Source organism: Clostridium sp. AF34-10BH (assembly GCF_003478095.1).
GTDB lineage: Bacteria > Bacillota > Clostridia > Lachnospirales > Lachnospiraceae > Acetatifactor > Acetatifactor acetigignens.
Window position 1 is genome coordinate 36,024 of record NZ_QUEC01000009.1, and the last position, 17,861, is coordinate 53,884.

The window sequence follows — 17,861 nt, forward strand, 5'->3', positions numbered from 1 at the left end:
TTTCATGAAAATAACCGACAAAGATAGTTTAATTGAAGCTCAATATTCTGTATTATTAAAAATAGAAGAGCTTAATTATTTATCTGAAAATGAACACATTTGCGTTGAAAGAAAAAAAATAAAAGAATCGGCATTCGCCGCCCTTGTTGCAATGAACGCAGATGGTGTATCTATAAAAGAAGAAGATATTTATTTCAGAGATGTTTTGATGTCAAAAAATCTTTTTCTTGAAAAATATCCTTTTCTCAGAAGCAAAGTTTTAGATTTGCCTATATATAAAGAAAAAACCGAGATTTTCAACGATAGAGAAGAAGATATTGGTCAGGCTTTAAGGAAAGAACAGCTCACAAACAATGAAACGCCTGCGGCTATTGCTGCAGAAAATGAAGTGGAAATAATGTCTGAATACAAGTCACAGACCACAGACGAAGCTTTTGACGAAATCAAAGAATTGATAAATGACGCTGCTGAAAGCACATCTGCAGAAACGCTGGAAAAAAACGAAGAATTTGAACAGGCAAAAAAGACTGGGCAAATAGAAAAAACTGAACAAATAGATGCACCTGGACAAATGGAGGATACGACGCAGATAAAATTAATATATGATAAATATCGGCTCGAAGATTCCACTATGGAACATTGCGAGACAAAATACACTAAATTTTTGGATACTATGTGGTTCAACTCATTTCATATTACCTGCAATGTTAGAGATGGATTTATGCCAGATAACTTTACAATCATTGTTTTCCCTACCGAAATTGCAAAAGACAGACGCCCTTTGCCGCAGGCAGTAGCTTTGCTCCACGATAACTCCAAAAAGATAATTTTTTCAAACAAAGAAACCGGTACTTCTGTGGAAATAAATTACGAAGATTATATGTTTGCTATTACTTCGAGATTTGTGGACGGAAAATTGAATACAAAAATTTCGCTGGAAAATAGAGACTACGAGATTACAGACATGGAAGAAGATAATTTTTCTGGTAATATTATTCCGGAGCACTTCGGTAAAACTTTGTATTTTGGAGACGACAAAGTCGAAATATATCCCCTGGATACATCCAATAATAAACAGTCCGGTTGCGTTTCTTTTATGTATAAATTTGTCGAAAGCGATAAAATCATATATGGCACTTCAGAAGAAGACGATTCAGCTGTAATAGCGACCAAGGAAGGAGGGGCTAAAAGAATCAGCTGCTATTGGGCGGGTCAGGATTCTGAAAGAAAATTAAACTTTGTGGTAGACTAATTTATTTCTGTGTAGAAATTTCTATAACATCATTCTATGTGGTATATTATATTTAGTGTTTCGGAGGTCGCAAAAATGACAGAGAATGAAGAATTAAAAATAATATCCGATAGTTTACTGAAATTTCTAATTCATGAAAATAATCTATTATCAAAAAGCGTTTTCGAAATTTACAATAATTGGACAGCATCCACTCAGACTCAAATCATATTTGCTAACAACGTAAGGTGGGCTCTGCGATTCATCAGAAACAAGAAAAATTCACCAGTTCTAAAAAATAAGGTATTCGCCGAACTTTTAGAACAAAAATGATCTAGCAAAGGAGAAGAAAATGGGTATTAATTCAAATGTTAAGAAAAGTGATGAACTGAAGACACAGGAGATCAATGAGTTAGCGGTATATCTTAATTCTTTGGATCCAGCTGACAAAGAAGAGAGAGATTTTGCTTTTGAAAAACTCTGGCTTGCCGTCAAGAGATTTGTTATTTCTATTTTAAAAAGCAGATATCCTACCTATTACACAAAACATTTTGAAGAAATGCTCGATTGTGCGGCATTGGATATTTTCCTAGAACTTCCTAAGTATGATATTAATAAAGGCGCATTCACAACTTACATCAGCAGAATCGTTGCTCATGCTGGACAAAAGTTTGTAAACGAATATTCCAATACTTCAGCGTATTATGGCGCTGCGATTGCTAAAATTAAAAAAGCCATGAATGCCATGGAAAAAGAGAGTGTCAAATTCGACGTTCACACACTGTCTGAAAGAACTGGTCTGCCTATCACGACAATTAACACCTGCCTTGAACAGATTCATTTCAGTGAAACAGTTCACCTGGATACGATTCCGGCAGACTTTTTATCCGACATCAACGGGATCGACAACTCACCAGAAGCAAAAGCTTTGGCAAAAGAAGAAGCCATTTCCATCAGAAAAGCGATTGAAAACGCACTTCCGGAAGATGCAAAGAGAATCGTATTATTGAGTTATGGTTTTGAAACCGGTGAACCTGTTCCAGATGCAAGAATTGCTGAAATACTAAACATCAATAAGGCAACAGTTCGACGCAAGCTTAATACTGCAATCAGAACGCTCGGTGCGAGTCTTAAAAGAGAACAGCTTTTTCAGAACAGAATTATCCGTCAGGAAATTGACAGCCAGGAAATCAATTTTATTCCGAAGACAGCGCCGGATGAAATTGAGGATGCAAAATTGTTTATGCAGATAAATACATCTATTTTCTAATACCGAAAAAATATATTGAGCGCCTGCAACAAAAAGCGGGCGTTCTTTTTATATTCATTTTCTTTCATATTAATTTCAGATTAAGAGAAAGGGAGTGACATTGTGAGACGGTTTAACGACCGGAAAATATATGAAGACGCCGACTGTGTGGAAATTGCAGAAGCAATCGGTATGAAAATGCAAAAAAGAGGTAGTTCTATATTTATAGAATGTCCCGAACACGAGAAAAACGCAGGAAAAAGAGATACGGACTTAGACCGTTGTATCGTCAGCCCGAAAGGATATCATTGCTTTTCTTGTGGCGCAAATGGCGGAGTGATTTCCATGGCCCGAAACTTCTTGGGGACGTCGCCTTACGAGACAAGGAAGACGATAGCTACATTGCTTGGAGGTGTTAATAATTACCTCGAGGACGGAGAATATGATCCGAGTAAGGAGCAGCCTTATAAAAAGGAGCAGTTGGAAGCCTTGGGGCTTCGCCAAACGGTCGTAGCGTATCTGCCGGCGGCATTGTGTGAATCGGAAGACGAAGTGAAGAGCAAGAATCTATCTTTGGGAAAAGATAATGTTTTTCTTTCTTTTGATGATGAAGGCAATCCGCATTTCGATACCGAGAAAACAGACTGCGTTACACAGGATGAAGTGTTTATCGGTTATCAAAAAGAGATCGTTACTTTAAATTCCTTATTCCAGGAAGAGCCGGATGTATTTTATGATCTGATCATGAGAAAGTCAGTGGAAATGTACTGGAAATGGAAGAAACTAGCTGATAGCAATGATGTGATCGAAAAAATTATTCCGTCACAGGAACTAGCTTATCATGCTGTTACAAAATTTAAACGAAACATGGGTATTTGTGAACGAATCTATCAAGCACTTACGGTTAAAAAGCCCGTATAATAGGAGGAAAGATCATGGCACATATGACAAATAAAAAGAGAAAAGAAAGAGACAAGAATGCATTGAACAGAGGATTTAGTGGTTTCAACACTGGAACACGCAATATGGGTTATGAATCAAATAATGCACGGAAAGCAGCGGCGCATTTAAAATGCGCTTACTGCGATTAACGCATTGACTGGTTCGTTTTTGATGACGTAGATTCCGATTTCTAATGATGATAAATCAAAAGCCGTTGATATTAAAAAATGTTTCATTAGATTTGGAAGGAGAGATTACTATGTGTATGTACTGTGAAAGAAGAACAGATGTAAAATTTGGATGGGAACAACCCAAATTACCGTATCATAACAATATGCCATTCAGCAGCGATTTGAACGGAAATGTTTTGGAAAATGATAAATGGGATGGTGTGATTCATGATTACCAAACAACTACCCCGGAGTTGATTTTAACTTGTAATGAATATTTTGGTGGAGATGGAGTTGGAACAATTCACATTCCTATCAAGTATTGCCCTGAATGTGGAAGAAAATTGGGTAGAGAAAAATAAAATGAAACTAAGATTTACAAAGAATGAACGAAGTAAGATTTGTATAGAAAAACACCGGAATAACCCGGTGTTTTTCCTATTCTGCGGAAGATGTAAAAATGTCGTTTTTGATAGCCTGCAACTTTTCCGCCTGCAATTTATCATACTCTTCAGGAGTCATGAAGTCTGCCAAATATTCTGTGCCAAAAGTAAGTACTTCAAGCACTTTTTCCGGCCAGTCAAACTGTTTGCCGCAATGAGGACATGTGACTGTTCTCCGAAATTCCCTGGTAACAACCATACCGTCTACCAAAACCATGGATCCTTTATGAATGCACTTTAAGTCCTGCTCTGCTTTAGCTCCGACACTGATAATGTGGGGGTAATCTGTCCGGTTTGTGGGGACATCCTGCTTCAGGTAATATTTTCTGTCAACCGCAATCTGATAAGCAGCGATGCCCTTATAAGAAGATTGGCTAATGATGTCCTTGTAAATTGTAGATTCTTTCCGGCCATTTACATCATCACATAGCGATCCGAGTAAATAAACCTGATTGGAAATTTCTCTCTTTTCATTAAGGATACGGGTTGCTTCTTTTTCTTCAAGCCCTGTATATCTCGTCTCAATATAAATAGGAGTGATGAGAGATACCTCGCCGGGGCGGGAAGATTTCTCGTGACAGTGGGCGCAGATCGTACCCTTATTTGCATTTAGGGTAGTAATAACGCCTTTTGCCGATACAAGATCGTTCTTTTTCCAATTACTCATTTCAGCAACAATATCCGGATCTTCCGAATAAAGAAATGGCTTGGAATAGAAAACATTGGTACTGATTCCATTCTCTCTGTTAGCACTTGCGACAATTAAAAAAGCCTGTCCTTTTTTGTAACTGCCGGTTGCATCGTCCATAATTATAATAGGATCCTCCGCAACAATTCCAAAGAGAGAAACATTGTTTAGTCGTGCCATATATTCCTCTTTCTGTACAGCTATTTATCCCTGCTCTGTCGCTGCACGGAGTAAAAGCAGGGATTCATTATCTATTCATTATTATTATGCTAGAAATCTGACGAAAACACGGAAAATTTTACTACAAAGAATTCTGTCATAATAATAAAGAAGACTATTGAAAAGAGGAGGAAAAGTTATGTTATCTGAAGAACAACGCAAGATCGTTGAGAAAATCGACGGAAAAGTACTTGTTGTGGCATGTCCCGGCAGCGGAAAAACTACAACGATGCTAGAACGCATACATTATATGGTATCTGAGAAAAAAGTGGATCCTATGCGGATACTTATGGTTACATTCACTAAGAACGCAGCTAATGAAATGTCCGAAAGATTCCACCAAAAATATCCTGAGAATGGCGAGGTTTGTTTCGCAACCATTCATTCTATCTGCTTCGGTATTTTAAGGACGGAATTTCCTTCCTTGAACGGAAACAGCATCATGAAAGAATGGGAACAGAAAAAGTATTTTAAAACTGCCTTAAAAGACAGTATTGATAAGGCGTATCTGGACGAAGCAGCTAATTCGATCATATCGATGATTTCGTATGCCAGAAATGCCGGACTCGATCCGTATAAGGAATATAACGGAATGATCCCTGTATGTGATACGCAGGTGAATTTCGCACCGTTATACAAAGGTTATGAGAACTTGAAACATTCCGAAAATAAAATCGATTTCGACGATATGCTTATTTTGACACTTCAGTTATTTAAGCAGAATCCGGTAGCATTACATCGGTATCAGTCGTTATACGATTACATTATCATCGATGAATTTCAGGACACAAACCGGATCCAGGCAAATATCTTTTATAAGCTGGCGGAGTTGCACGGAAATCTTTGTGTGGTAGGAGATGATGACCAGTCTATTTACGGATTCCGTTCGGCGGATTCCAGTATCATGCTGAATTTCAAAAAGAAATTCAAAGATGCGACGAAATTCACCCTATCCACCAATTACCGGAGCGGAAAAAAGATCGTCGAATATGCCGGAAAGATAATCGATCACAACCAGACCAGATTCAAAAAGAAATTTGAAGCGGGCCGGGAAAACGCAGGAGATTTAAAGTTCGGGATCTATGGTGATGAACTGGATGAAAACCTCGCTATTATCAAATGGATCAAAGAGCTACATGACAACAAGGAGGTCCCGTATTGTAAGATTGCGTTGCTTTACCGAAAAAACGTCGAAGCGACAACAATTCTCCCTTTATTGAAGAAAGCCGACATTCCGGTAAGCATTAAAGAGAACCCAGGAAATATTCATAACCATTATGTTTTTGAGGCAATCAATGCGTATTACCAGCTGTCGCAGCTGTATGATCCCAAGGAAGATAAAATTCCTAATAATGGAAAAGCGTATCTGACAAAAATTTTGAATTGTCCGTCCAGATATCTGAAAACGGAATTTTTCAAAGACTGTGATCTCAGCGAAGCTTCTATCAAAAAATGCGTCAATGCTTATTTTGATACGACGGAGTATAACTCTGGAAGATACCGGAGAATTCTTAACAGCTTCGATGAATTAAAAGAAACATTGGGAAGAATTCGAAAAATGAATCCCAAAATGTTTTTGAAAGCCATCGTCGATACGGATTTTGAACTCTGGGTAAAACAGGCTGCAGAATTTCGGGGACTAAGCTATGAGACGGCAAAAGCAGTGCTGCATGATGTTATTTCTGAAGCTAATTCTTTCGATTCCATGGAAGAATGGATGGATTATATCGGAGACTTTCAGGAATTTCTGGATGATTGCGCCAATAATCCTGACGGAGTGCGTTTATCTACATTTCATGGTTCAAAAGGTCTGGAATGGGATCACGTATGGATCAGGAACGTTAGTAAGGGGAATGTTCCCCTTATTCGTTCTATTGAAGAAAATGGAGATGCCGGACTGGAAGAAGAGCGGCGAATGTTCTATGTTGCTTTTACCAGAGCAAAAGAAGAAGTAGAAGTTTCTTGTATTAAAAGCCCTGGCATGTTTGTCGGAGAACTTTTTGATATGGGAAAAGCAAAATCTATTGATCGTGATAAACAGTTTGCATTTGCAGAGATTGAAAAATATGCAGGATAAGGAGTCGAAAGACTCCTTTTCTTTTAAATGCGTTTTTCTATCATATTAATGGCATCAAAGACAACGGGAGGAATAGCAATGATCAATTTCATTAAAAATTTATTAGAAAAAAATGACGAGGGATTTAATTTTAATCCTAGAAAGCACAGTACATTAACCGTTTATAAAAATGGCCAATATTGTACATATGTGTTTGATAAAAGAACACATAAGGTGCTTGCTTAATATTAAGAAAGTCTGGTGTCTGCCAGGCTTTTCTTTTTGCCTTTGTTATCTTTCATAATAATAATGTCATATAGATAAAAGGAGGAAAGATAAATGAAATATACAATGAACCAATTGAAGGGAATGGATCGCTGTCAGTTTCGTAGACAGCATAAACTCTCTTCAATTAAAGAGGCTAATACAAATATTGCTCGTCGTGAAGCAATCCGTAAATGTATCTACGGGTACATGAGAAAAGAACTGACATGGCAGCAGGTAGAACAGATCATTAACGATGAGGCGTATCCCGAGGAAGATATGCTGGCAGGAAAAACAAGAGAAATTGTCTGCGATGACTTAGCTAACAAGTACATCAAAAGATACGTTTCCAGCGACAACCGAGTGCCGCAGCTTGCGCCGGAGTCCACAATGGATATTTTTGGTATTGAGGTAACGGTTGATCCGGATATGTTTTTTTATAACGGGAAAACGCTTGAAATCGTTAAGTTTTTCCTGAAAAAACCGGATATTACCATTTCCGGCAGAAAACTGGACGAATCGGTAGCCGGATGTCTTCCGTTATACGCAATGCTGTATTACGGAAAGCAGCTTCTCACGTACATCGATCCTAACAGAAAATTTCCCGTCGAAGTTAAGGCATCGTTTTACTTCTTAAAGAAGAAAAACGACAATTTCGATAAAGGAATTTTTGACCTGGATTTCTTCGATGGAGCAGGAAAAAATGTCGTATCCTTGAGTGATGCGGAGCAGTTTCCGACAACCCTGGATCAGCATTATTATACACTGTACAAGGATTTTGAAGCCGGAAGCCAGATCATCTGTAATCCGGATGTCTGCAGTAACTGCAAATTCAGAGCAGTATGCCGATTCGAAAATGCCCCGAAAGCAATCGAAGAAGTGAAGGCAAAAACACCTGCAAATGTTATGAATCTGACCGAGGATCAGAAAAAAGCCATTAGATTCGAATACGGCGTGGCAAGGATCAATGCCGTAGCCGGAGCTGGAAAAACCATGGTTCTCGGAATGAGAGTCACTGAACTTCTGAAAAAGGAATATAAACCTGAAGAAATCTGTGTTTTGTCCTTTACGAATGCGGCAGCAGAAGAGATGACGACTAGAATCAAGGATTATGTGGAGACACTGATTCCAAATTCCGGTATCGATCTGGATAAACTGATTTCCACAACCTTTAACGGTCTTGGAAACGATATTATCTCCAAGTGTTACAGCTACCTGGGATTTACGTCGGTTCCGATGCTGATCGAAGAAGGCGAACGGATGCGGATTATCGAAGAACTGGTTTCGAGTGTGGAAGTGCCGGGGTTAAATTACCGGAATCTGAAAGCAAACGAAGCTTATCTGAAGGGCGGACTTGTAATCGCAAAGAAAATTTTCGATATTTTCAAATCCAACCGGATCGTCTCCATCACTGATGAGACATTGGAATTTGTTCTGAAAAAGCTGGACGTGGATAAGAAGAATATCACCAGAGAAACTCTCGAAAAGCTGATGCTGTTGTATCAGGAATACAATAAGAAGCTGATCGAAGAGAATTACCTGGAATACGCCGACCAGGAGTGGATGGTAATTGATCTTTACCATATGATCCCGGAATATTTCCGCAGCACAGGCATTAAGCATGTGATCGTGGATGAGTTCCAAGATTCCAACCTGCGGCAGCTGAATATCATCAAGTGTTTGTGCCAGAGCAGTGTTATAACCAGTCTTATGGTGGTAGGTGACGATGCACAGGCGATTTATGGATTCAGAGATACTTCCCCGAAGAACATCATTCATTTCTTTGATCTGATGTGCTGCCAGGGGCAGGATTTTAATCTGCTCGCCAATTTCCGTTCGGTTCCCGGCGTGATCAACTTCGCAAATAAGATCCTTAGAAACAACAAGGAGAAAATGGAGAAGAGCCTGGTTGCTACGAGACCGGATAATGGAATGGTTCCGGTAGTACAGGGATATTTTGATTCCAAAAAGGAATATGCGGAGATTGCGAAAGCAATCGAGCAGGATATCGCTTCCGGTAAGGATCCGAAGGATATTGCGTTCATTGCAATGTCCAAGTACGAGCTGTTAAAGATGCAAGATATTCTGAAGGAGAAGAAAATTCCTTGTATTCTTCTTGTCCCGGAGACTACTTCTGAAAACAGCAGAGTACAAGCCTGTGTGTCTCTGATGAATTACCTGACACATCCGGAAGAAAAAGCTGATGTTGATATTGTTACTTATCTGAATGCTTTATGCCATGGAAAGTTCTTTGAACTTCCGGAAGCACAGCAGAATGAATATTTAAAGCAGTATCACGAATACGTCGAAAAATTCGCTGAATTTACCGACGAAAATAAGAAGGAAGCATTCCGGCAGATGGCAGAATTATTGAGAAACGAGCCGGATGAAGTCTACGACCATTTCCTTGAAGTCGTGGACCACAATAAGACCTGGGGAAAGATCTGCCACTACTTTTATAATTTCAAAGTATATGGCAGCGAAGACAATTTCTCTAAGAAACTTCCTTATCCCGGAGTGGCACTTACAACAGCTCATTCCTCGAAAGGTTTGGAATGGGATATTGTTTATAATTCCATTACCAAATATGACAATAAGCTGATCCGGTACGACAGCAGAATCGATGAACTGGAGGAAAGACGCAGGCTTTTGTTTGTGTCCGCAACCAGAGCAAGAGAGAAGCTTGTCATTACCGGTCTGTATTATTCATTCGGCACGATTAAGGACAAGAATTTCAATATCTTCCTGAAAGAGTGCTACGAGAATGTCGGAAAGGATATCGAGGAAGAGTTTGACAAACTCACAAAATAAAGAGGAAGACGGGCTTGCCCGTCTTTTTCTTATGACTTTCTTTCATATTAATGGCATAAGACAAAAAGAAAGAGAGGAGAAATATATTATGTCTAATATATGGAACTATTTTGGTATGGGCGGAAAGCATTACTGGTGCAATAAAGCCAATACCATGCGGTTTTATAACGCGGTCATGCAGGGAAGAAAATTTTTGATCTTCGACCTGGAGACGACAGGACTTAAAAAGAATGCGGATGTTATCGTTGAATTTTCTGCCGTTGTTATAGAAAAAGTGGGGCAGTTCTATCAGAAAACAGATGAGATAGAGCAGTATATCAAACCGCCGTTTACAATGACAGATGAAGTGATCGCAATCCATGGTATCACGAATGAATTTCTGGAGGATAAACCGGAAGAAAGAGATGCCTGGCCTGTTGTAAAAGGATTTTTTGAAAAGCACAAGGACGCGGTGATCAGTGGGTACAATGTCGGGTTCGATATCAAATTCATGACCGCTTATGCAGGCAGAATGAAAGAGTCCTTTGAACCGGAAGAGGTAGTGGATATTTTTGGTATCGTTAAGGAAAATATCTTCGCAGATGAACATGACGGCTGCAGAAAGCTGAGTCATATCCTTGGTATTCTGTATCCCGGAAAAACATACCAGTTCCACAATGCTTCGGATGATATTCTGGCTACCTGGGACGTTGGTGTCGGCGTACTGAAAAAATTTCTTGAATCAAAGCCGGTTCTGGAAGAATCCAAACATAAGGCACAGATTTCATCATATCAATACTGGAAAGCCGGAAGGACGCAGCGTATTTACGTGACCTTGCGATTCTCTGAAAATTTCTACGAAGTTTACTACGATATCTATTCTTCTTGCTGGGTATGCGAAGATGACAAGAACAACGAATTCAATATCTTCGAATGGGTAGATATGAATGATGTCGAAAATAAACTTACTAAGATCGCCGAATCCAAGGGAAAGGATAAATTCCGTCTGCTCCGGGACAAAGACAACTGGAGAAGCTGGAAAAATATTGCCTAACAGAAGGAGCCGTATGTTAAAAGCGTCTGAATTCGCAAAAGGAGATAAGGCTTATGTTCTGACCTATTGGGCGAATCACAAAGTATCTATCGAGAAAAAGTCGTAGATGTTTTTTAAAGAATACGTTGTTGTGGACTGCCACTGGGTGTTCAAATTTTCGGATTGGAATGCAGAGTTCCACGATGCACGGTTTCTTTATGAGGTAGGGGAACTCGATGAGCCAAGCTTGTTATTAAAAGAAAAAGAGGAAGCCGAAAGATATCTGGAGAAAGTAAAAACAGCTTTATGGCTCGGATCAATGACTTTCGATAAAGCTATGGATTTTTCGCCGGAACAGCTTCAGAAAGTAAAGGAGATTTTATCATGAAAATCGAGGCAGTAGTAGACAAAATGATGTATGGAACGATCAAAGTTGATATTCCGGATGAACAGCTCCGGGATATATCAAAAAGAGAAGAGAGGGCGATTGTTTGGGATGCGGTACAGGCAGCCATTAGGAATGGGGCTCCCGTCGAATGGGATAACATTACCGGCTCTGTTGCGTACCACGGCGATTATCGGACAATAGGAGAGGAAGAAAATGGAAAGAATACAGGAAAATGAGCAGTGGAAGCTGGATGGCGACTGCCGCAAATGTCGAAGAGCTAAGTATTGCAGTAAGCCTTGCACTCGCTGCAAACACGTCGATCAAGCCGAAATAGCTGGTTATGTAGCTGAAGCGCTCAACAACATAACCGGTGATGCTTACGGAAAAATTATGAAGAGCCGCATGTATTAGACATGCGGTTTTTCTGTGCAGAAAAATGAGCTTTTCGCCAAATCCTTCATATTAATGGTACGGGTATTCCGGATCGCAGAATCAAATTCCATATAGAATCTGATTCTGTGTTCCACAATACTATCTTTCATATTAATAGTACCAGAAGAAAAATAGGAGAGTGTTTATGGCAAAGTTAAGTCTGACGAAAAGCGATATGGAATACATCAATGAATTTTACGGAAAAGACGCCGCAGGTTTTTTAAAGCTCTGGGGCGGAAACAATAAGTCAGGCATCTTTCCATATGGAAAGACTTTTTGTGATGAACATGTCTCGGAAATCTTCAGAATGGACAAGCTTCCTACGAGTAACCTGTACATGTCTGTCTCTACTTTCTATGGCAAAAAGAAGGCGACGGTCGATAACATTCGTTCCGTTCAGTGCATTCCTATCGATATCGATTTCCAGTTTACGGACAAATACGGCGAATTGCTGGATCCCTTAAAAGTATGGCAGATGTTTCAGAAAGATCTTATCGAAAAGCAGGTCTTTTTCCCCATGCCTACATACATTGAATATGGACGCAGAATGCGCTTCATTTATCTGTTGAATGACGGCGGCATTGTTCTGCCAAGATTCAATAAAAAGAAGCGAAAAAACGTCCTGACACTGTTGCGCCGCATTCAGGAAGAACTTATCGTCACGATCAACACGCTGAATCCGCTGTACCACGCCGAATACAATCCCTATACATCTTTTGTCCGCGTTCCTACAAGCCTCAATACAATCTGGGGAAAAAGCTTTAATCCCGGCGAACCTTTCGGTACGCCGTCTTTTCATATAGACGAGCAGTACTTCGTGCAGGTAAAGAAGGTTTCCAACGGCAAGCGTTATGATTTTCACGAACTCGCAGATGAAATTTTACCGAAGCTTCCCGACTGGTACAAAGCAGAAAAGAAAAAGAAGAAAAGGGGCCCCGAAATACATATCTGCGGAATCAATTCCAGAAGCGTAAGCGAAATGTTGTGCGAAAGATGCCATTTTCTTGAGATCTTGCAGGATCATGGTTACGACATCGGATTCCGCGAGGTCATGTGCTTTCTTTACTGGAATTTTTCCATGCAGGCAGGCATGACGGAAGACGAGGCAAAGTTAGCCACTTTAAATTTTAACCGTGGGTTCGAGCATCCGATGCGCGAAAAAGAAGTGATTAGTTTGAGCCGTCCCCGGAAGCTTTATTATTACCGCATGGAAACGGTTTTGAAAAAACTGTGCGTGCCGACGGAACTTGCTTCCTGCTGCGGTTACGACTGCACGAACAAAAAGGAATATCAGAAAAATTATATGCGCGAATACCGCAAATATAAAAAGAGCAAAAACGCCCGCAAGGAATCACAGAAACAAAAGATGATCCGCAGGCTTATTTCGTCTGCAAAAAAGTTTCGTGAAAAAGGTATGGCTCTTTTAGATATCGCTTCCAGACTGAACGTTTCTTTAAGTACCGCAAAAAGATACGTGTATAGTCCGACCTAAAATTAATGTTCCGTAGAATAGTTCTGCAAAAATGCCTGGGAAACCGGGCTTTTTGTCGTGCCTGAAATTATTTTTGATGGGGAAGTGTGGAGTATTTTCTTCGAAAACGTGGATTGCGTCTCCAGTGGAACCAATTTTTGAGCCGCCAGCGGCTCAAAAATCCCGTTAGGTTATATGTAAAAGATATCTAAGGACTGGACGGCGTATGCCGGGACAGGACTTTGATATCACTTTTCTCTGAAGGGGGTGATTACATATTCTCATTTTCTACATTTAACTTTAGAGGTATGTTTTCCTTCATATTAAAGACGTAAACAAAGTGATAGAAGGAGGATAAAAGAATGTATTTATTGTTAGATAAATATGCAGCTTACGGTACGGATCTTGATTCTTTCCGTAAAGAAGCGATGTTCGTTGATGAGAATACATATATCACAGAAGTTGACCCTTTAGAGACACGTATTCTCGATTATTACAAAATCAGTCCTACGAGAGCTGTTTTTCATGTAATCAATGATGGAGATATCCGTTATACGGAAGACGGAAGATATGTTGTTACCAATATGGAAGCACTTCGTATCGATACCTTAAATTCGGATCAGTTGTCGTTGATTCAGGAAATGAGAGCGAAGTCAAAGACGCTTATCGAATTCCCCACAGCATACACGAAACGTTTCTTTGTAGGCGAGACCCTGTATAAGACGCTCTCAGCACGTTTGAATGGTATAGGAGGCAGATTCCTTAAGCAGGCCGGCTCCATTCGAAATTACGCGCTTGTAGGCGCATTGCAGGACAGTGATTCGGCGATGCATATCCTGTATCGCACCGATGGGCGTTTGAATAAGGCGGTTTCTGTATTTTCAAAAAAAGTACGTTTCTGCAAAAGAACGGCTATTGCAGATGTAATCGAGAAGCTGTTCCCGAAAGGAGAAATCAGCTGGAGCATTACGCATGAATGTACAGAAGTGTACATAGAGATGCCTGAGCTTGTCTGCGGAGAATTCTATAAAGGATATCTGTTTAAGATTTCCGATACCGGCTATTATGCAGATACGCTTTATACTACGCTTCGTAAGTACGACTGCAAGCCGGATGATTATTATACGTTAGGAGAAATTCCTCTTACGTATGGCGAAGACGGCGTGATCGGAGCTGATGGCACGATTGACGAAAATGCGCTTAAGAAACATATTCTCGTTTCAGAAGCACATAATCAGGACCTTGTCGCAGGACAAAGACGCTACTTCGAGGAATGCAGACTTTCCCCGATGGAATTGTCTTTAAAACTCGGTTTAAGTTCCATTATCGGAATCAAGAATCGGAAAGTTATTTTAGAAGATATTTCCAACAAAGGAATCTCTGAACCTACTGATTTCTATGATTATCTCGTAAGTCTTCCGAGAATGATTGTATTATCAGATTACCAGAAAGAGGCTTATCGCAATTTCTTAAATAACCTCTCGAAGGTGGCGGGATGAGGATCGTAGTAACACCGTCATGTCCCGTGTGCGGCAGTAAAAAGACCGGATATTTTGTCGCAGGCAATGATCCGGAACTGAAGGAAAAATGCTTTCTGAGGGGGGAGCGGATCCGCTTAAGATCCGTCCCCAACGGAAAGAATTGTTTCTGCGCCGACTGCGGCATGGAGTGGAGAGATCAGCTTTTCAAAAAACGCATTTCCGAAGAAGACTTTGAAACTTACCTCCTGGAACACGGCTTCAAAGCACAAAGAAAGCAATATAAGGAAAAGCGCAAATACAAGGAAGAGTTGACTGAGGAACAGAAAGAACGGAAAAAAGAGAAAAGAAAAAATTTTTTCCGATTCGTTTTACTGATGTGCACAGGCATTGACATAAAACGGCGGAAAAAGAAAAAAGAGTGCAAAGACTCCGAGTAGAAATACCCGGAGTTTTTTATATACAATTTCTTTCATATTAATGTTAACAAACAAATTTCGTAACATTTCGCAGGAGGATTAAAATATGTACGAAAAAGAATTTGAAGAAAAACAGGAACAGCAGGAAAAAGCAGATTCTGTTCAGGAAGAACAGGCAGTCGAATCTGCGCAGGAAGAACCAATCTCTGTAGAAGACACTACTGAAGATGATCGTAAGCCCGAAGAAAAGAAGACGGGACCTTCCGTAGAAAAGACTCCTGAAGGAAAAAAGCATTCTGCTAAAAAAGATAAAGAAGAAAAGGCAGATGATATGACAGAAGAGGAGGCTTTTGAAAAAGCTAAGGCGTCGATTCTTGCAAGAGAGAAACGAGAAAAGGAAAAAGAAGCTCGGCAAATGATTGATAATGCCAATAAAAAATCTCTTCTAAAAAGAATTGGTCTCGGTATCGTAAATGTAATGAAGAAGGTCGCTTACGTTGCTTTAACCCCAGTAAGATGGGTCGGTGACAGAGTTATTGAACTCACGATGCCAAAGGAAAGCCGTGCGAAGATGTACAACGAAGCAATCCAGAATGCTTACAAGGAACAAGAACAGAACCGGGAGGCTGCTACAAGAGAAAACGGACAGACGATCGCCAAAAAAATGGAAATCTTGAACAATGAGAAGCTGACTGATCATGAAAAGATACTGGAGCTTTCCAAACTGTGCTACGATACCAAGAGAACCATTTATGTTAAAACACAGGAAGGTGCCTTCAAATTTGAAAGAAGCGGTGACAGTGTTCTAATCTCTCATGCAAACCCTATGAAGAGAACCCTTGAGAGCCAGGCAACTTATACGTTCCGTGCTATCGGTGGCGTTACTTTTAATAAGCTCGGAGCTATCAAAAGCAAAGAAGTAGATATCCGTGATGCCGTAGAACAGATCAGAATGGATAAAGGTTTCGATAAGCACACCAGGGAACTCGAGAAAAATGCTATTCTTGAATCCGATATTATTACCGATGTTGAAAAATCTGCTGATCAAAAAGATCTTGCAGATAAAGAAAAAGTTGATAAGAATATTTTGGAAGGTAATCAGAAAGAAGTAAGAGAGGCCGTTCTTAGCACCATAGCTGTGGATGATAAAGAGAATAACTGCGAGGAGGGGGATAAAGAAGACCTTAAAACAATCGTTGTTGGAGCCGGAACTGAATATGAGAAAGAATATGAAGTCCAGCTCATCAATCAGGAAGGTCAGAAGCCCTATCTGGCTGTGGATATTGGTGGAACAATCATTGATGTGAGAGATATAGATCATTTAGATTATATTCTGAAAAATGATAAACCTGAAGAAATTAAACAAATTCTCCAAACAGTCAAAAACGGAACAGTTCAGGAAAAAGAGAATGTGATGCAGTTTGCTGATTTCGGACATTACACTTTTAGCCATGACGAAGATCTCAAAGTAAGAGAAGCTGTTGTCAGATGCGCTATTGACGGAAAAGTTTCCCAGGTCCTCGTTGATTTGGCGCAGGATCCAGAATCTAGCGTGAGAAACGCTGTGGAGGAAGTCGCCCCTTATTTAATTCATAATCAACAGGAAGTTTTGAGAGCTCCGGAAAACGATCAGGAACTGATAGATTCTTTGAACGAGCTGTCGCCAGAGGTTCCTCCTGTTGTTCCCGATATATCGGGTTCCGAAATGATTGTCTCTGCGCAGGAAGATTATACTCCCGATGGACCGATTCTTGTACCTGAGGAAGAAATTTCCCCGGAAGTACCGGACATAACTGTAATTCCTGCAATGGAGAATGATGAGGTGGATAAAATAGAAGAGTCAATCAATGAAACAGCACTGGAAAGCATTGAAGTAGAACACGTAGAAGTTCCTCAAAGTGCTTCTTCCAAGGTATACACCAAAGACGGTATGGTTGAACAGATGGAGGAAACAGAAACGGTTTACCGCGATGTTGAGCCTCCCATTAAATCCCCGTTCATAGAAAAGATAGAGAAAATGACCGGAGCGGCCCGGGGAGAAGAAACTACAAGAAAAGAAACAATTGTCAAAGAAGAAGTAAGATAACAAAAAGCGGAGCTAAATGCTCCGCTTTCCCTATTCTAATGCTTTTTTATTTTTAACTTTGATTCGAATCACGTCATCTACATGATAAATTACTTCAACGTCGATAGTTTTAATTTTGAACTTCATATTTTTAAGACAAATTTTCTGACCAGATAGCATCTGCGTTTCTGCTTCGGCGGATAATTTCTCTAATATTTTTTCAAAATCTTCTGTACTGACGTGATTTCTGCAGGCAAGTTCACCTGGTTGTCTGGCGTCTGGATAGTACTTGGGGCAGGAATAAAACAAAGACCTATGCCCTTGTTTCAACCCCATGATGGGATAATCTTTTTCATGATTCCCGCAGACGACTTCAATCTGCTTCCATAGATTCTTAACCATATAAATCCTCCTTGGTGTTTCCGTTTCTATTAATATGAAAGATTTATGAATAACATGGAATTTCTGCACAAAAATGTCGTGCCAGTTTTCTGTCATATTAATGATGATTTAAGAAAGATAG

Annotated in this window: 19 protein-coding genes; 17 read left to right on the top strand and 2 right to left on the bottom strand. The window is 39.9% G+C overall.

Annotated features, from left to right (window positions below):
* The first annotated feature begins 4 nt into the window (after positions 1 to 4).
* The 6 genes from DWZ61_RS08095 to DWZ61_RS08115 all read left to right on the top strand — a co-directional run bounded on the left by DWZ61_RS08095 (position 5) and on the right by DWZ61_RS08115 (position 3,954).
* Entirely contained in the window at positions 5 to 1,252 is a 1,248-nt protein-coding gene (locus DWZ61_RS08095) for a hypothetical protein (RefSeq protein WP_118538005.1), read from the top strand.
* 75 nt (positions 1,253 to 1,327) lie between these two features.
* On the top strand, positions 1,328 to 1,564 hold the full coding sequence (locus tag DWZ61_RS08100) for a hypothetical protein (RefSeq protein ID WP_118538006.1): 237 nt from the start codon (positions 1,328 to 1,330) through the stop codon (positions 1,562 to 1,564).
* Positions 1,565 to 1,583: 19 nt separating this feature from the next.
* Positions 1,584 to 2,501: a sigma-70 family RNA polymerase sigma factor gene (locus tag DWZ61_RS08105; RefSeq protein WP_118538007.1), complete on the top strand. Its 918-nt coding sequence runs from the start codon at positions 1,584 to 1,586 to the stop codon at positions 2,499 to 2,501.
* A gap of 102 nt (positions 2,502 to 2,603) precedes the next feature.
* Complete coding sequence (locus DWZ61_RS08110; RefSeq protein ID WP_118538008.1) at positions 2,604 to 3,401, top strand: CHC2 zinc finger domain-containing protein; 798 nt, start codon at positions 2,604 to 2,606, stop codon at positions 3,399 to 3,401.
* A gap of 14 nt (positions 3,402 to 3,415) precedes the next feature.
* Positions 3,416 to 3,571, top strand: a complete 156-nt coding sequence (locus DWZ61_RS19710) for a hypothetical protein (protein WP_182427031.1) — start codon at positions 3,416 to 3,418, stop codon at positions 3,569 to 3,571.
* Positions 3,572 to 3,687: 116 nt separating this feature from the next.
* Positions 3,688 to 3,954, top strand: coding sequence for a hypothetical protein (locus DWZ61_RS08115; RefSeq protein WP_147354698.1), 267 nt, complete (start codon positions 3,688 to 3,690; stop codon positions 3,952 to 3,954).
* A gap of 76 nt (positions 3,955 to 4,030) precedes the next feature.
* Here the strand turns inward: DWZ61_RS08115 and DWZ61_RS08120 are convergent, their stop codons facing one another.
* On the bottom strand, positions 4,031 to 4,903 hold the full coding sequence (locus tag DWZ61_RS08120; RefSeq protein ID WP_147354699.1) for a hypothetical protein: 873 nt from the start codon (positions 4,901 to 4,903) through the stop codon (positions 4,031 to 4,033).
* A gap of 178 nt (positions 4,904 to 5,081) precedes the next feature.
* Between DWZ61_RS08120 and DWZ61_RS08125 the strand changes: the two genes are divergently transcribed.
* From DWZ61_RS08125 to DWZ61_RS08170, 11 genes are all read left to right on the top strand, one after another.
* Positions 5,082 to 7,019 (top strand): ATP-dependent helicase, encoded by a 1,938-nt coding sequence (locus tag DWZ61_RS08125; RefSeq protein WP_118538011.1) that lies wholly within the window; start codon positions 5,082 to 5,084, stop codon positions 7,017 to 7,019.
* A 78-nt stretch (positions 7,020 to 7,097) separates the two neighbouring features.
* A complete protein-coding gene (locus DWZ61_RS19715; protein WP_182427032.1) occupies positions 7,098 to 7,244 on the top strand; it encodes a hypothetical protein in 147 nt (48 codons plus the stop codon).
* A gap of 93 nt (positions 7,245 to 7,337) precedes the next feature.
* Positions 7,338 to 10,073, top strand: coding sequence for an ATP-dependent helicase (locus tag DWZ61_RS08130; RefSeq protein ID WP_118538012.1), 2,736 nt, complete (start codon positions 7,338 to 7,340; stop codon positions 10,071 to 10,073).
* Between the two features lie 88 nt (positions 10,074 to 10,161).
* Positions 10,162 to 11,106, top strand: coding sequence for a 3'-5' exonuclease (locus DWZ61_RS08135; RefSeq protein WP_182427033.1), 945 nt, complete (start codon positions 10,162 to 10,164; stop codon positions 11,104 to 11,106).
* Positions 11,107 to 11,212: 106 nt separating this feature from the next.
* Positions 11,213 to 11,473, top strand: a complete 261-nt coding sequence (locus DWZ61_RS08140) for a hypothetical protein (RefSeq protein WP_118538014.1) — start codon at positions 11,213 to 11,215, stop codon at positions 11,471 to 11,473.
* Positions 11,470 to 11,709, top strand: a complete 240-nt coding sequence (locus DWZ61_RS08145; RefSeq protein ID WP_118538015.1) for a hypothetical protein — start codon at positions 11,470 to 11,472, stop codon at positions 11,707 to 11,709. The genes DWZ61_RS08140 and DWZ61_RS08145 overlap by 4 nt, the downstream gene beginning before the upstream one ends.
* Positions 11,687 to 11,884, top strand: a complete 198-nt coding sequence (locus DWZ61_RS08150) for a hypothetical protein (RefSeq protein WP_118538016.1) — start codon at positions 11,687 to 11,689, stop codon at positions 11,882 to 11,884. Before DWZ61_RS08145 ends, DWZ61_RS08150 begins: the two co-directional genes overlap by 23 nt.
* A 166-nt stretch (positions 11,885 to 12,050) precedes the next feature.
* The gene (locus tag DWZ61_RS08155) at positions 12,051 to 13,397 is read left to right on the top strand and encodes a hypothetical protein (protein ID WP_118538017.1); all 1,347 of its coding nucleotides are present in this window, start codon (positions 12,051 to 12,053) and stop codon (positions 13,395 to 13,397) included.
* 341 nt (positions 13,398 to 13,738) lie between these two features.
* On the top strand, positions 13,739 to 14,875 hold the full coding sequence (locus DWZ61_RS08160) for a hypothetical protein (protein WP_118538018.1): 1,137 nt from the start codon (positions 13,739 to 13,741) through the stop codon (positions 14,873 to 14,875).
* On the top strand, positions 14,872 to 15,294 hold the full coding sequence (locus tag DWZ61_RS08165; protein ID WP_118538019.1) for a hypothetical protein: 423 nt from the start codon (positions 14,872 to 14,874) through the stop codon (positions 15,292 to 15,294). Before DWZ61_RS08160 ends, DWZ61_RS08165 begins: the two co-directional genes overlap by 4 nt.
* 85 nt (positions 15,295 to 15,379) lie before the next feature.
* Positions 15,380 to 17,359 carry a hypothetical protein gene (locus tag DWZ61_RS08170; protein WP_118538020.1) on the top strand — a complete coding sequence of 660 codons (1,980 nt, stop codon included), beginning with the start codon at positions 15,380 to 15,382 and terminating at the stop codon, positions 17,357 to 17,359.
* Between the two features lie 30 nt (positions 17,360 to 17,389).
* Here the strand turns inward: DWZ61_RS08170 and DWZ61_RS08175 are convergent, their stop codons facing one another.
* On the bottom strand, positions 17,390 to 17,740 hold the full coding sequence (locus tag DWZ61_RS08175; RefSeq protein ID WP_118538021.1) for a hypothetical protein: 351 nt from the start codon (positions 17,738 to 17,740) through the stop codon (positions 17,390 to 17,392).
* Positions 17,741 to 17,861: the final 121 nt, after the last annotated feature.

Excerpts from the sequence above, each read along its gene's own strand:
- DWZ61_RS08150 (WP_118538016.1), top strand. The coding sequence starts at position 11,687 with ATGGAAAGAATACAGGAAAATGAGCAGTGGAAGCTGGATGGCGACTGC.
- DWZ61_RS08165 (WP_118538019.1), top strand. The coding sequence starts at position 14,872 with ATGAGGATCGTAGTAACACCGTCATGTCCCGTGTGCGGCAGTAAAAAG.
- DWZ61_RS08105 (WP_118538007.1), top strand. The coding sequence starts at position 1,584 with ATGGGTATTAATTCAAATGTTAAGAAAAGTGATGAACTGAAGACACAG.
- DWZ61_RS08140 (WP_118538014.1), top strand. The coding sequence starts at position 11,213 with ATGTTTTTTAAAGAATACGTTGTTGTGGACTGCCACTGGGTGTTCAAA.
- DWZ61_RS08125 (WP_118538011.1), top strand. The coding sequence starts at position 5,082 with ATGTTATCTGAAGAACAACGCAAGATCGTTGAGAAAATCGACGGAAAA.
- DWZ61_RS08120 (WP_147354699.1), bottom strand. The coding sequence starts at position 4,903 with ATGGCACGACTAAACAATGTTTCTCTCTTTGGAATTGTTGCGGAGGAT.
- DWZ61_RS08135 (WP_182427033.1), top strand. The coding sequence starts at position 10,162 with ATGTCTAATATATGGAACTATTTTGGTATGGGCGGAAAGCATTACTGG.
- DWZ61_RS19715 (WP_182427032.1), top strand. The coding sequence starts at position 7,098 with ATGATCAATTTCATTAAAAATTTATTAGAAAAAAATGACGAGGGATTT.
- DWZ61_RS08175 (WP_118538021.1), bottom strand. The coding sequence starts at position 17,740 with ATGGTTAAGAATCTATGGAAGCAGATTGAAGTCGTCTGCGGGAATCAT.
- DWZ61_RS08160 (WP_118538018.1), top strand. The coding sequence starts at position 13,739 with ATGTATTTATTGTTAGATAAATATGCAGCTTACGGTACGGATCTTGAT.
- DWZ61_RS08095 (WP_118538005.1), top strand. The coding sequence starts at position 5 with ATGAAAATAACCGACAAAGATAGTTTAATTGAAGCTCAATATTCTGTA.
- DWZ61_RS08145 (WP_118538015.1), top strand. The coding sequence starts at position 11,470 with ATGAAAATCGAGGCAGTAGTAGACAAAATGATGTATGGAACGATCAAA.
- DWZ61_RS08130 (WP_118538012.1), top strand. The coding sequence starts at position 7,338 with ATGAAATATACAATGAACCAATTGAAGGGAATGGATCGCTGTCAGTTT.
- DWZ61_RS08100 (WP_118538006.1), top strand. The coding sequence starts at position 1,328 with ATGACAGAGAATGAAGAATTAAAAATAATATCCGATAGTTTACTGAAA.
- DWZ61_RS08115 (WP_147354698.1), top strand. The coding sequence starts at position 3,688 with ATGTACTGTGAAAGAAGAACAGATGTAAAATTTGGATGGGAACAACCC.
- DWZ61_RS19710 (WP_182427031.1), top strand. The coding sequence starts at position 3,416 with ATGGCACATATGACAAATAAAAAGAGAAAAGAAAGAGACAAGAATGCA.
- DWZ61_RS08170 (WP_118538020.1), top strand. The coding sequence starts at position 15,380 with ATGTACGAAAAAGAATTTGAAGAAAAACAGGAACAGCAGGAAAAAGCA.
- DWZ61_RS08155 (WP_118538017.1), top strand. The coding sequence starts at position 12,051 with ATGGCAAAGTTAAGTCTGACGAAAAGCGATATGGAATACATCAATGAA.